Genomic DNA, 12351 nt, shown 5'->3' with positions numbered 1-12351 from the left:
GCGGCCGCTCCCCCGCCGGGTTCACGGCGCAGCCGCGGCGGAGACGGGACGGGGGGCTAGGCGATGGCGGCGGAGACGATGGCGGCGATGGCCAAATCGGTGGCGGCCACCACCCAGCAGGCCGGGGCCATGCGGTCGGCGGGCGCCCGGCCCTCCCGGCCGACCACGATGGCGCCCAGCTTGCCCGGGGTCAGCAGGTCCAGCAGGTAGAAGGCCAGCGTCATGAGGATGATGCCGAGCACCCCGTAGGCGGCGGTGCTCACCAGACCGTCGGCCAGGCCCTCTTCGCTGGTGGCGATGGCGGTGGTGACGATGGCGCCCAGCCCGATCAGCTTGGCGGCCAGGATCAGCGCGGCGCCGGCGTTGTGCTCGCTCCAGATCTGCCGGCCCAGCCTGCCGGGGGTGGTGACCTCGACCACCAGGAAGCCGAGGGCCAGCAGGGCGATGCCGACCGCGCCGTACGCCAGCGCGGCGCCGCCTTCCTCGACGATGGTGTTCAGCATCAGGCACTCCTCCGGCTTCGTAGGGCGGCGACGATGATCCAGGTCAGGCCGAGGGCGACCAGGAGACCCCCGATTCCCATCCAGATGTAGCGGCCGATGCCGGGCGGGGAGACGGTGTCCCCGGCCGAGGGGATCCGCGTCGGAGGGGCGGGCACCGGGTCGGCGGCGCCCTTCTCCGCCACGATCATGGGCAGCGCCCCGATGGCGTCGGCCAGCCGGGCATAGGGCCGCATGCCGAGCAGGTCGTCATCGGTGATCCCGGCGGCATGCAGGTCGGAGGCGTCCAGCGTGAGCGGCAGGTTGGTCTCGATGCGCGTGCTCACCGCTGTCCACTCCTCCTCGTAGGAGCTGTAGGAGTAGTCGGCGGTGAACACCACCCAGCGGGGGCAGCGCACCGGGTCCCGCCGGGCGTCGACGCCGGCGCCGAGGTTGGAGCCCACGTCCTCATCGGGCTCCAGGTCGAGGACCGCCTGCCGCTCCAGCTCCCGCAGCCGCTGTTCCAGCTCCGACGGCGCCGAGAGGGTCGGGGCGGGGGCGGGGGTGGTGACGGCGCCGGTGTCGGGGTAGGAGGACCGGAAGTCCGGCAGGTCGGTGTCGATCGCCCAGCCGTAGCAGATGCCCTGGGCGTCGGCGGCGGTGCGCAGCCGGTCCACCAGGTGAGCGGCCCCATCTCGGTCGAACAGCCCGCCGGTGTAGACGGTGGCGTCCCCGTCATCGCTGGTGGCGTTGAACGCCAGGTAGACGATCGGCACGAACACCGAGATCACGAACAGGTAGACGAAGAGACGGTTGCCGATCTTTTCCCACTTGGCGTACTTGGCCGGACCGCTCATTTGCCGCCTCCCGGTCCGCCGCCGCGGAACATGGAGGCGCGCCCGCCGGGCCCGCCCCACCGTCCGCCGACCGAGCTGTGGTGCCGCCGGTAGCCGGTTTCGACATCGTCCACCAGCACCCGGCTGCCCTTGCCGTCGGGCAGCACCGCCACGATCATGTCCGGGTAGCGCAGGAACACCCCGGAGGGGTCGTAGACCCGGTCCGTCGGTCTGAACTTGCCGGACAGGGCGGCCGCCACCTTCGTCGGCGGCTCCGGGGCCCGGTAGGCGCCGTCTGCGATCTTGGCGTAGTGCGCGCCGATCCAGCCGCGCGGCGAGGTGTTCCCGCCGGCCAGCGCGCCGACCACGACGAGCGCTCCGAGCAGGACCAGCAGGCCGCCGCCCACGTAATGTTTCACAGCGCGACCTCCAGGAGGGTGCGGGTCACGACGATCTGACGGGTCTGCGGGTAGGCGTGCCAGGTGCGCCAGCCCAGCGTGCCGGCGTGCGGATCGCCGTCCAGGGCCAGGGCGGTCACCGCGTGCGGCGAGCCGGGGAACGTGCCGACCAGGGCGTCGTCCCGGTCGGCGAGAGCGGCGCACAGGTGCCGCACCGCCGCCGTGAACGCCGCATCGGTGCCGTGGGTGTGCACTTGTGCGCCGAAGTCGTAGGCCCAGCCGTCCACCTGAGTGCGCATCCGGCCGGGCAGCGGGCCGGCCCGGCCGGGCAGGCAGGCGACGGTCTCGCTGACCGGCCCGGCGAAGACCTGGTGGGAGGCGCCCAGCAGGCGCATCTCCACGTCGATCCCGCCGCGCCGCACCGGCAGCACCGCCAGGGCGTCCAAGGGCTCCAGGCCGAGGGCGAAGGACAGCGCGTCGGCCCGGGTGTCCCGGTAGGGGGCGTCGAGGGTGGCTCGCATGGTCGGCGGTCAGCCTCCGGCGCGGTGCGCGGGTGCGGTCATGGCCCCGCCGGCCCGGGGTGCGTCGGTGTGCACGGCCGTTCAGCTCCCCGGGTAGATGGTCAAGGTCCCGGCGGGGACGCGTTCACCGGTGCCGGCCTCCCAGGCGCCGCCGCCGAACCTCTCGAACGACAGGTAGCGCCCGCCGGGGGCGGCGTAGTCGACGTACTCGACCCGTCCGGTGTCGCCGAGGCCGGTGGTGCCCTCGGTGCGGTACTCGGCGGTGCCGTGCTCCTCACGCCGGTACTCCACCCCTTGGAAGGTCAGGGTGGGCCTGCCGGGACGCAGGTCGCCGACGTCGGCCTCGGTCCACCAGATGACCTCAAGGTCGGGGTCCTCTTCCACCGACAGCCACACTTTGGTGCCTTCGATGGTGTCGGCGTCCAGCAGGTGCTCGCTCCAGGTGTAGCCGCCCTCGCGCAGCCGCACCGAGCCGCGCACGAAGTAACGGGTGCCCAGGTACTCGACCATGTCCCCGGCCTTGAGGGCGCGGGGGTCGCCGGCCGTCTCGCCCACCGAGGCGAACGGGTCGGCGGGGGCGGGCCGGGGCTGCGGGGACGGCTCGTGCGGGCTTTGGCGGCGCACCAGCACCACGATGAGCACGATCAGGGCGAGCAGGATCAATGCGAGCAGCACGACCACCGCGGCCAGCATGCTCCACACCTCCACGCGCCGGAAGTCGGTCCGCTGCTCCCCTCACCGACCGGCGCCGGCGGGACGCGGGTCCGTCCGGCGTTGCCGCGTTCCCATGGCGACGGTGCGGAAAGGGATCAACACCCAGCGCGCAGATCCTACTGAGCCTCCGCGGACCGGACGCAACACACATCCGATACCGGATGGGGAAATCCCGATTTCGATTCGGTCTCAGAGGCGCTGCGCCGCGGCCTCGATGCGTTCGTCGGTGGCGGTGAAGGCGACGCGGACGTGCCGGGATCCGGCCGCGCCGTAAAAGTCGCCGGGGGCGACGCTGATGCCCAGCTCGGCCAGGTGGGCGACGGTGTCCCAGCAGGGCTCGTCCCGGGTGGCCCACAGGTACAGCGACGCCTCGGAGTGGTCGATGCGGAAGCCGTGCCGCTCCAGCGCCTCCCGCAGCACGGCGCGGCGGCGGGCGTAGCGGGCCCGCTGCTCGTCCACGTGGGCGTCGTCGCCGTAGGCCACGGTCATCGCGGCCTGCACGGGGGCGGGCACCATCATGCCGGCGTGCTTGCGGACCTCCAGCAGCCGCTTGACCAGCGCGGGGTCACCGGTGACGAACCCGGCCCGGTAACCGGCCAGGTTGGAGCGCTTGGACAGCGAGTGCACCGCCAGCAGCCCCTCATGGCTGCCTTCGCACACCTCCGGGTGCAGGATCGACACCGGCTGTTTGGCCGGGTCGTCCTCCCAGGCCAGCTCGATGTAGCACTCGTCGCTGGCCACCAGCACGCCCCGCTCGCGGGCCCAGGCGACCACCTTGCGCAGGTGCTCGGCCGGCAGCACCTTGCCGGTGGGGTTGGACGGGGAGTTGATCCACAGCAGCTTGGGCCGCAGCGGTCCCAGCCGCAGCAGCCCGTCGGCGGCGACCGGCTCGGCCCCGGCCAGGCGGGCGCCCACGTCATAGGTGGGGTAGGCCAGCTCGGGGAAGACCACCCGGTCGCCGGGGCCGCAGCCCAGCAGCGTCGGCAGCCAGGCCACCAGCTCCTTGGTGCCGATCACCGGCAGCACGGCCGCCGGGTCGGCCCCCGCCACGCCCAGGCGGCGGCGCAGCCAGCCGGCCGCCGCCTCGCGCAGCGCCGCGGTGCCGTAGGTCTGCGGGTAGCCGGGGGCGTCGGCCGCCTCGGCGAGCGCCCGGCGGATCGGCTCGGGCGTCGGGTCGACGGGCGTGCCGACCGAAAGGTCCACCAGCCCGCCGGGGTGCCGGGCGGCGATCTGCTTGTACGGGGCCAGCCGGTCCCAGGGGAAGTCCGGGAGCGTGAACACGCAGCCCCTCTCTAGGTCTCGTCGTTCACCGGGCTCGTGCCGCCACGGGGCCGTGGCCCTCGCACAGGCCACGGCCCGATGGCCCGGTGAGCGTGCCGATCGCGGGGTGTCCCGCGATGCCCGTGAAGCTCGGCTTTTGCAGCGTTCCCGTCAGTGAATCCTTTTCAACGCCTGGTCCACGGCCCTGGGGACGGGAGCCCCGGTGACCTCCGGTGCCGCGACGTCGCCGGTCACGGCGCCGCCCTGGCTGCAAGGCCCCGTCTCGACCTGCGGAGACGGCGTGTTGAAAAAGGTTCAGTCGGCGTTCTGCGGGGGCAGCGCGGCCACGTACGGGTGATCCTTGTCGATCTTCCCGACCTTGGAGGCGCCGCCGGGTGAGCCGAGGTCGTCGAAGAACTCCGCGTTGACCTTGTAGAAGTCCTTCCACTGGTCGGGGATGTCGTCTTCGTAGTAAATCGCCTCAACCGGGCAGACGGGCTCGCACGCACCGCAGTCGACGCACTCGTCCGGGTGGATGTAGAGCTGGCGCTTGCCCTCATAGATGCAGTCGACCGGGCATTCCTCGATGCACGCCTTGTCGAGCACGTCCACACAGGGCTGCGCAATGACGTAGGTCACGTCGTGACTCCTCTCGGGTTCTTCCGGCCCCGCCGTGCGCCACGGCTCACCGCAAGCTCGCTCCACCTAGTATTGCGGCTGGGGGATCGTCGATTCGACTTGGGGGGCACCAGATGTCGGCCCGTTTCGCCGCACGATTCGTGGTCTCCCTGACGCAGGCGGACGTGGGCCGGCGGGTCTCGCTGCGCCGCCGCCTGCCGACGGGAGAGTACAGCGACATCGTGGGCGTTCTCGAATCGTGGAGCGGCGGGGTGCTCACCGTCCGCCGCCGCAGCGGCGAGCTGGTGGAGGTGCCCCGCGATGCGGTCGTGGCGGGCAAGGTGGTCCCGCCTCCTCCCCCGCCCCGCCGCAGGTCCTGAACGGGGCGTTCGTCCGGACGGCGTTTCAGGAACGAAGAGCCGGAACGTTCCCGGCTCGGGGCAGAGGGACGGTCCGGCGCGCGTCGGCTCGTTCAAGGCGTTTTCACAGGGAGCAGGCCGGGCGCCTGCCGGTAGGTACGGCCCGCCCGCAGCCGCGTCCCGCCGAAGAGCTCCGACACCGTCACGAACCGGTATCCCCGGCGTTCGAGCCGGGCCAGTATCTGCGGGACCGCCGCCACGGTCGGCGCATGGGTGTCGTGGAGCAGCACGATGGCGCCGGGGTGGACGTCCCGCAGCACCGCGCGCACCGTGCGCTCGGGGTCGGCCGCGCGCCAGTCCATCGGGTCGACGCTCCACATGATCTGCGGCAGCCCGGCCGCCCGCGCCACGCGGGCGTCGGTGACGGCGTACGGCGGGCGGAACAGCCTCGGGCGCACCCCCGTGCAGCGGTGCACGGCCTGCTGAGTCCGCTGCACCTCCCGGCGCACCCCTTCCGCCGGCAGTCCCGTCAGCCGGGCATGCGACCAGGTGTGGTTGCCCAGCTCGTGGCGTTCGGCGACGATCCGGCGCAGCAGCGCGGCGTTCGCCTCCGCCTGGGCGCCGACCACGAAGAACGTCGCCCGCGCCCGGGCGCGGGCCAGGTGGTCCAGCAGCCGGGCGGTGTGGGGGCCGGGGCCGTCGTCGAAGGTCAGCGCCACGCACTTGGCCCGGGTGCAGTCGACGGTCTCCCCCTGGTACGGCTCGCGCGGCGCCCGCCGGGAAGGGAGCGCGGCCGTGCCCGGCGCCTGCGTCCACTCGGCCGCGGGCCGTGCCCGTTCGGCCCGTCCGCATCCCGGTAACAGCCAGGCTCCGCCTCCGGCGGCGACCAGGGCGACCAGCTGCCTGATTGATGCCATACCCCCATGAATGCCCCATCGCCCCGGCGGAATGCCCCGCCCGCCGGGGCCGCGGGTCAGGGCCGGGGCCAGTCGGGGACCTGGGGCGGCAGGTCGGTGCTGACGCGCATGGGGAAGGCGGCCGGGCGCTTTTCCAGGAAGGAGGTGACGCCCTCGGCGGCGTCCGGGGCCGCGCCCAGCTCCGCCATCAGGCGGGAGTCGGCGCGGTGGGCCTCCCACGGGGAGGACGCCGACAGGCCCGACCACATCAGGCGGCGGATCGCGGCGACCGACACCGCCGAGGTGTTGTCGGCGATCTCCCGGGCCAGCGCGTAGGCGGCCGGCAGCAGCTCCTCGGGCGGGCAGACGCGGGAGACCAGCCGTCCGGCCAGCGCCTCCCGGGCGTCGAACACCCGCCCGGTGGCCACCCATTCCATGGCCTGGGAGATGCCGACCACGCGGGGCAGGAACCAGCTGGAGGCGGCCTCGGCGACGATGCCGCGGCGGGCGAACACGAAGCCGAACTTGGCCTTCTCCGAGGCCAGGCGGATGTCCATGGGCAGCGTCATCGTCACGCCGACGCCCACGGCGGCGCCGTTGAAGGCGGCGATGACCGGCTTGAGGCAGCGGGCGATGCGCAGCGCCACGGTGCCGCCGCCGTCCCGGGGCGTGCCGTCCTCCAGCAGGTCGTCGCCGCCGAACATCTCCAGGCTCTTGTCCTTGTTGAAGGTGTCGCCGCCGGCCTGCAGGTCGGCGCCGGCGCAGAAGGCCCGGCCCGCCCCGGTGACCACGACCGCCCGCACCTCGTCGTCGGCGTCGATCCGGTCGAAGACGTCCAGCAACTCGTTGCGCATGGTGAAGGTGAAGGCGTTCAGCCGGTCGGGGCGGTTGAGCGTGATCGTCGCGATCCGGTCGGCGACCTTGTAGTCGATCTGGGTGTACGTCACGTCGCGGCCCTCTCCTTGCACCACCAGCAACAGAATGTGATTCTAGACACGCCCGTCACCCGGGCTCCTCGAGGAGGCCCGGCCCTCCATCCGTTCCCCCTCTCCGCTCGGCAATCGCCGGGGAGCGGCGCGCGGGGTTCCAGGCGCCATGCGCCCTTATTAATTACGTATCCCCCGGTTCTGGGAGCGTTCGGTTCGGTGCCGTCTCAGGGGACGTGCCCGCCTCAGCCGCGGAGGGTCGGGAAGACCCGGGTGACCGCGTCGGCGTACCAGCGTTCGGGCGGGCCGTCGTAGCCGGGCGGCGGCACGGGGGTCAGCCGGTCGCCGTCGCGGGCCAGCCCGACGGTAAGGCTCGACCAGCCGGGACGGGTCGCCGCGCCGATCGCCGACACATCATCGGGGGTCAGCGTGAGGTCGCCGGGCGGGTCGCCGCCGCAGGCGGCCAGGCGGACCGCCAGCGCGGCCAGCAGCCTGGCCCAGCCCCGGCCCAGCAGCAGCGGCAGGCCGGTGACGGCCAGCTCCGGCAGGCCCCGCTCGGCCAGGCCCCGGGTGACCAGCGTCAGCCCCTCGGGCGTCTGCCGGCCGGCGATCGTCACCTCGCCGTGAGTTCGGCCTTGCATGCCCATGGCAGGCACCGTACCGGCTCTTTCAGCGACCGAACGTCGTTCGGTGAACGCTGCGGGTAACGGGCTCGCCCGAGTCGGGCATACCCTTGGCCAACCCTCGTTCAACTGTTCGCATTGTCGGCTAAGTTACGAACGTGAACTGGGCCGTTGCGACACACGACTCCGCTTTCGGGTACGTCTCCGCGCACGGCGCCCCGCTGGTCGACTTGCTCGATCCGCAGCCCGACGAGCGCATCATCGACCTGGGCTGCGGCACCGGGGTGTTCTCGGCCGCCATCGCCGAGCGCGGCGCCCAGGTGTTGGGCATCGACGGATCGCCGGAGATGATCGCGCAGGCCGCTGCGACCTACCCGCAGCTGTCCTTCGTGGTCGCCGACGCCCACGACTTCACCACCAGCGAGCCCTACGACGCGGTGGCCTCCAACGCGGCGCTGCACTGGATGACCCGCGACCCCGACGCGGTCATCAAGGCGGTCTACAAGGCGCTGCGGCCGGGCGGGCGGTTCGTGGCCGAAATGGGCGGCGCCGGCAATTGCGCGGAGCTGATCGCCGCGATGCAGACGGCCTGGCGGATCTTCGGGCTGGCCGAGCCGGAGCTGCCGTGGTACTTCCCCACCCCGGCCGAGTACGCCTCCAAGCTCGAGGCCGCCGGGTTCACGGTGCGGCTGCTGGAGTACTTCGACCGTCCCACCCTGATGACCGAGGGACCCAACGGCGCCGCCGACTGGGTGCGGGTGTTCGCCGCCAGCGCGCTGAAAGAGGTCCCCCCGGAGATCGTCGAGCCGCTGCTGGCGCGCATCAACGAACTGGCCGCGCCCGCGCTGCGCCGCGAGTCGGGGTGGGTGGCCGACTACGTGCGGCTGCGTTTCGCGGCGGTGCGCAAACCGGACGGCAAGGCTCCCACCTTCAGCCCCCGCGGCGGGTCGGCGAGCCGCGGGGGGTCGGCCGGCACGCCACCGCCTCCGCAGCAGCCGCCGAGCGCGCCGCACGTCACTCCCATGCAGCCCGCCATGCAGCAAGGCCCCGCGCCCGGAACCGGCCCCCACATGCACACCGCCATGCCTCCGCACCCGCAGGCCGCGCCTTCTGCGGGTCCCCCCGCGGGCGGACCGCCGCCGGAGACGCCCGCCATGCACCGGAACGGCTGAAGGCAGGGACGGGACGGTGCGGATTCACGACTCCCGCCAAGGCCGGGCGGTGGACTTGCCGCCGGGCCCGCTCCACATCCATGTGCACGGGCCCGGGCTGCGCGCCTTCATCACGGCCGACGTGCTCTGCCGCACGGCCGCCCGGCGGCGCAGCCGCGCGCTCCTCACCCGTTCCGGGCCGCCCCCACGCCCTTGGCCGCTCACCGGATTCAACGTGCCGGACGTGCCCGCCGGTGACGCGGCGTCCGCGCAGGTGGTGGTGGCCGAGCAGGATCCGCCCGAAACGGCCTGTCCTAAAGCGGCGCACCTGATGCTCGTCCATCCCATCGAGCCGTCCTCCCTGTCGTCGCTCGCCGACGAGGATCCGGTGACGCTGCGCATGGCGATGCTGTCCGCGCCCTACCGCGAACCGCTCCGGCTGCCCGAGCAGGCCGCCGATGCCCGGGCGCGGCTCGGCCGCTGGCGGGCCCTGCTGGCGGAGTGGGCCCGCTCCCCCGGCAGGCCGATGAGCCGGCGGCACGCCGCGGACGCGGAGGCCGCCTTGGCGCAGGACCTGGACAGCCCGGCCGCGCTGGCCGTGCTGGAGGAGCTCGCCGCCGACCCCGCGGCCGCTCCGGGAGCCAAGCTGGAGACCTTCATCCACCTGGACCTGCTGCTGGCCCTGGACCTGGTGCGCGATATCGGCCGGTAGCAGATGATTCTTTACCGATCCGTCATCTGAGAACGATCGGTCGAACCCGGCCTCATATGGAAGGATCGCCCAACGGAGGCGATCCGGTCGCCCGAATCCGCGGATCGGCCGGATCCGGTCGCACACACTTCAGTATTTCGGACAGAAAGCCACAAACTTCACAAAAGTGATATAGCCAACTTGGTTTCAGCTTGACTAGTTGGCCGAGAACCTGTTTGGTTTTCCGTCCGTACCCCGCTCCGAACAGTCTCAAACGGAAGGCAGCAGTTTGCGTCTTTCAGCCCCCCGCATCGCCATCTCGGCCGCCGTCATCGGTACGGCCGCCGCGACCGCGAGCGTGGCGTTCGCCGCCGCCGGGCCGGACAAGACCGCCACGGCGAGCAAGGCGAGCGCTCCTTCGTCCAGCGACGTCGTCGTCCACACCGTCAACGACGTCTCCGCGAGCTCGACGCTCCAGTACTGGACCGCCAAGCGGATGCGGGCCGCCAAGCCCGTTCCGGTGCCCAAGACCGTGAACAACGCCGCCACCGCGGCCGCCGCCGTCGACCCCGCCGACGCGGCGGTGGCCCCCGGCGGTGTGGCGCCCGCCCCCGTCGGCGCCACCGCGGCCGCCTCCGGCGGCATCTCCTCGGCGGCCGTCATCAAGGCCAAGCAGTGGCCGGCCAGCAAGCGCAACTCCGGCATCGCCAAGACGACCGGCCGGGTGTTCTTCAAGCGGAACGGCCAGGACTACGTCTGCAGCGCCTCGGTCGTCAACGCGCCCAACAAGCGTTCGGTGTGGACCGCCGGGCACTGCCTGCACAGCGGCGGCCCCAAGGGCAAGTGGCACACCAACGTCATGTTCGTGCCCGGCTACCGCGACGGCAAGGCGCCGCGCGGTAAGTACACCGCCCTCAAGCTGGTGGTCGCCAAGCAGTGGGTGAACAGCAAGAACGTCAACCGCCGCTACGGGTACGACCTGGCCGCCTTCACCGTCCGCAACTGGAAGGGCAAGCGGATCCAGGCGCGGACCGGTGCCCAGGGCATCAACTGGGGTTACAAGAAGCGCACCTACTCGATGCGCCTCTTCGGCTACCCGATGGTGTTCCTGCCGTCCGGGAAGCCGACCCAGCGGCACCGGATGTACTACTGCACCGGTAAGACCGTGGGTGTCCGCTTCCACAGCAACGCGCCGATCGGCCTGGGCATCAAGTGCACCATGGGCGGCGGCGCCAGCGGCGGCCCGTGGATCTACGGGATGAACAGCAAGGGTTGGGGCCGGATCGTGGGTGTCAACAGCACCCACTCCACGGTCAACACCTACATGTACTCCCCGTACCACGGGAAGGCGGCGGCCAGCGTCTACAAGACGGTCCGCAAGCTCTGAGGCCCGCGTTCACCGCGACCCGCTGAGCTGAAAAGACGGGCCGTCGCCGGGGACCACTCCGGCGACGGCCCGTCGCTTTGTCGTGTCTTCGTGCGAGGCGTTCTTCAGCGGGCTCCCGGCCGACTACTTCACTTCCGGCATGGGAGCCGGCTTGGCGTTGCGCATCCGCTCCTCGGTCCAGTACTCCTCGACCTCTTGCGGATCCTGCTGCACCTCATGCGTCACCGGCTGTGCCGGTTCCTGCGCATCGGGAGCGCGGCCGGCCTGGCTCGCTGCCGCGAACCCCACGATCGTGATCGCGGCGATGGCCGCCGCCCCACCCCCCATGGCGATGATCCGCCGTCGGCTCATTACCGGGCCCTCCATGTCGTCATACCGATCCGGGGCCTTGCGGCCGCACGACCGCTCTCAAGCCCCGCGTCCGCCCATGCTACGGGGCGGTCCGGCCGATGAACCGGTTTCCACCCGGGTTTTCTCCCTCACGCCGGGAAACCACCGGCCCCGGCTTCCCCTATTCTTCGCATCACGCCCGTAACGCCCCGGACGCCGCCGCGCCCGCCAAGACCCGGCAGGTCACAACCACCTAACCCTTCACCGCCGGAAGGGCCTGGACGCAACGATCCTCTTTTCCCGTCACAGGCGTCTCTGTAAGCTTCTGTAAGCTTCCGCTGCGTACCCCGCGCTCCGCAGGCACGCACTCGACCAGGGATAGGCATGCTCGCCCGGCTCGTTCGGCCTCTCGGCCTCCTGACGCTGACCGGCCTGACTGCGGCCTGTGCCTCCGGCTCCTCCGGGAAGGGAACGTTCCGCCCCTCCGGCAGCCTCGCCCGCCCGGCCGCCTCCGACGCGGCCCAGGCGGCCCCGCACACCCTGCCCACCGAACAGGTCGACGCCCAGGTCCTGCAGAGCTACGCCGCTTACCAAAAGGCATACAAAAAGGCGTACGAGACCAACGATCCCTCCCCGCTGTCCGAGGTGGCCACCGACCCCCTGCTCACCACTCTCACCGAGGACATCGAACGCACCCGCGCCAAAGGCGTGATCTGGCGCTTCGTCAACATCTCCAACCCGCGCGTGTACGCCCGCTCCGACGACGGTTACACCGTCTACGTCGTCGACTGCATGCGCACCCTGGCCGCCTACCGTTTCTCCGCCAAAACCGGCAAGCGCCTCGGCGGCGGCCCCGGCGGCACCTACCAGTACCGCACGGCCGTCACATACGAATCCGGCGCCTGGAAGGTCTCCAACACAAAGCGAGACAAACCATGCTGATCAGCCCACTGCTCTCAAGAGCCCGCAACACCGTTGCGCGAGCCGCAGACAAGGCGTCCCCCGCCGCACCATCCGGCCGCCGCACCACGAAACGCACGGCCTTCAGCGCAGCCGCCATCATCCTCGCAAGCTCCCTCACCGTCCTCGGCGAGGCCGCCCTGCAAGGATCACCGGCCCTGGCAGACCCCTGCAGCGGCGGCAGCGGCGGCTTCGGCTGCGG

The 12351-nt window shown here is 71.9% G+C and carries 17 protein-coding genes; 6 read left to right on the top strand and 11 right to left on the bottom strand.

Features of this window, described 5'->3' with window-relative positions:
* Positions 1–56: 56 nt before the first annotated feature.
* From BUE48_RS05720 to fdxA, 7 genes are all read right to left on the bottom strand, one after another.
* On the bottom strand, positions 57–503 hold the full coding sequence (locus BUE48_RS05720; protein WP_012851524.1) for a DUF350 domain-containing protein: 447 nt from the start codon (positions 501–503) through the stop codon (positions 57–59).
* Complete coding sequence (locus BUE48_RS05715; RefSeq protein WP_286989181.1) at positions 503–1336, bottom strand: hypothetical protein; 834 nt, start codon at positions 1334–1336, stop codon at positions 503–505. The genes BUE48_RS05720 and BUE48_RS05715 overlap by 1 nt, the downstream gene beginning before the upstream one ends.
* The gene (locus tag BUE48_RS05710; protein ID WP_012851522.1) at positions 1333–1734 is read right to left on the bottom strand and encodes a DUF4247 domain-containing protein; all 402 of its coding nucleotides are present in this window, start codon (positions 1732–1734) and stop codon (positions 1333–1335) included. The genes BUE48_RS05715 and BUE48_RS05710 overlap by 4 nt, the downstream gene beginning before the upstream one ends.
* Positions 1731–2234, bottom strand: a complete 504-nt coding sequence (locus tag BUE48_RS05705) for a DUF2617 family protein (RefSeq protein ID WP_012851521.1) — start codon at positions 2232–2234, stop codon at positions 1731–1733. The genes BUE48_RS05710 and BUE48_RS05705 overlap by 4 nt, the downstream gene beginning before the upstream one ends.
* An 81-nt stretch (positions 2235–2315) precedes the next feature.
* Positions 2316–2927, bottom strand: coding sequence for a DUF4178 domain-containing protein (locus BUE48_RS05700; protein WP_012851520.1), 612 nt, complete (start codon positions 2925–2927; stop codon positions 2316–2318).
* A gap of 210 nt (positions 2928–3137) precedes the next feature.
* The gene (gene dapC / locus BUE48_RS05695; protein ID WP_012851519.1) at positions 3138–4229 is read right to left on the bottom strand and encodes a succinyldiaminopimelate transaminase; all 1092 of its coding nucleotides are present in this window, start codon (positions 4227–4229) and stop codon (positions 3138–3140) included.
* Between the two features lie 294 nt (positions 4230–4523).
* A complete protein-coding gene (gene fdxA / locus BUE48_RS05690) occupies positions 4524–4847 on the bottom strand; it encodes a ferredoxin (RefSeq protein ID WP_012851518.1) in 324 nt (107 codons plus the stop codon).
* 113 nt (positions 4848–4960) lie between these two features.
* On the opposite strand from fdxA, the gene BUE48_RS05685 reads away from it, so the two are divergent.
* The gene (locus tag BUE48_RS05685; RefSeq protein WP_012851517.1) at positions 4961–5206 is read left to right on the top strand and encodes a putative acetyltransferase; all 246 of its coding nucleotides are present in this window, start codon (positions 4961–4963) and stop codon (positions 5204–5206) included.
* Between the two features lie 92 nt (positions 5207–5298).
* On the opposite strand, the gene BUE48_RS05680 is transcribed toward BUE48_RS05685, so the two are convergent.
* From BUE48_RS05680 to BUE48_RS05670, 3 genes are all read right to left on the bottom strand, one after another.
* Positions 5299–6102, bottom strand: a complete 804-nt coding sequence (locus BUE48_RS05680) for a polysaccharide deacetylase family protein (RefSeq protein WP_286989178.1) — start codon at positions 6100–6102, stop codon at positions 5299–5301.
* A gap of 56 nt (positions 6103–6158) precedes the next feature.
* On the bottom strand, positions 6159–7028 hold the full coding sequence (locus BUE48_RS05675) for a crotonase/enoyl-CoA hydratase family protein (protein ID WP_041440980.1): 870 nt from the start codon (positions 7026–7028) through the stop codon (positions 6159–6161).
* Positions 7029–7252: 224 nt separating this feature from the next.
* On the bottom strand, positions 7253–7648 hold the full coding sequence (locus BUE48_RS05670; protein ID WP_083789970.1) for a hypothetical protein: 396 nt from the start codon (positions 7646–7648) through the stop codon (positions 7253–7255).
* 140 nt (positions 7649–7788) lie between these two features.
* Here BUE48_RS05670 and BUE48_RS05665 point away from each other — a divergent pair, with 140 nt between their 5' ends.
* From BUE48_RS05665 to BUE48_RS05655, 3 genes are all read left to right on the top strand, one after another.
* Positions 7789–8802, top strand: a complete 1014-nt coding sequence (locus BUE48_RS05665; protein WP_286989175.1) for a class I SAM-dependent methyltransferase — start codon at positions 7789–7791, stop codon at positions 8800–8802.
* 16 nt (positions 8803–8818) lie between these two features.
* On the top strand, positions 8819–9493 hold the full coding sequence (locus BUE48_RS05660) for a hypothetical protein (protein ID WP_286989174.1): 675 nt from the start codon (positions 8819–8821) through the stop codon (positions 9491–9493).
* A 268-nt stretch (positions 9494–9761) separates the two neighbouring features.
* On the top strand, positions 9762–10859 hold the full coding sequence (locus BUE48_RS05655; protein ID WP_012851511.1) for a trypsin-like serine peptidase: 1098 nt from the start codon (positions 9762–9764) through the stop codon (positions 10857–10859).
* Between the two features lie 123 nt (positions 10860–10982).
* Here the strand turns inward: BUE48_RS05655 and BUE48_RS05650 are convergent, their stop codons facing one another.
* Complete coding sequence (locus tag BUE48_RS05650) at positions 10983–11210, bottom strand: hypothetical protein (protein WP_012851510.1); 228 nt, start codon at positions 11208–11210, stop codon at positions 10983–10985.
* Between the two features lie 363 nt (positions 11211–11573).
* Here BUE48_RS05650 and BUE48_RS05645 point away from each other — a divergent pair, with 363 nt between their 5' ends.
* Both BUE48_RS05645 and BUE48_RS05640 read left to right on the top strand, forming a co-directional pair.
* Positions 11574–12131, top strand: coding sequence for a hypothetical protein (locus BUE48_RS05645; RefSeq protein ID WP_012851509.1), 558 nt, complete (start codon positions 11574–11576; stop codon positions 12129–12131).
* On the top strand, positions 12125–12351 hold a 227-nt coding region (locus BUE48_RS05640; protein ID WP_286989171.1), incomplete at its 3' end, for a hypothetical protein. The genes BUE48_RS05645 and BUE48_RS05640, both read left to right, overlap by 7 nt.

This window comes from Thermomonospora sp. CIF 1, assembly GCF_001896795.1.
GTDB classification, from domain to species: Bacteria; Actinomycetota; Actinomycetes; order Streptosporangiales; family Streptosporangiaceae; genus Thermomonospora; species Thermomonospora curvata.
This window is presented reverse-complemented; position numbering and strand designations above follow the sequence as displayed.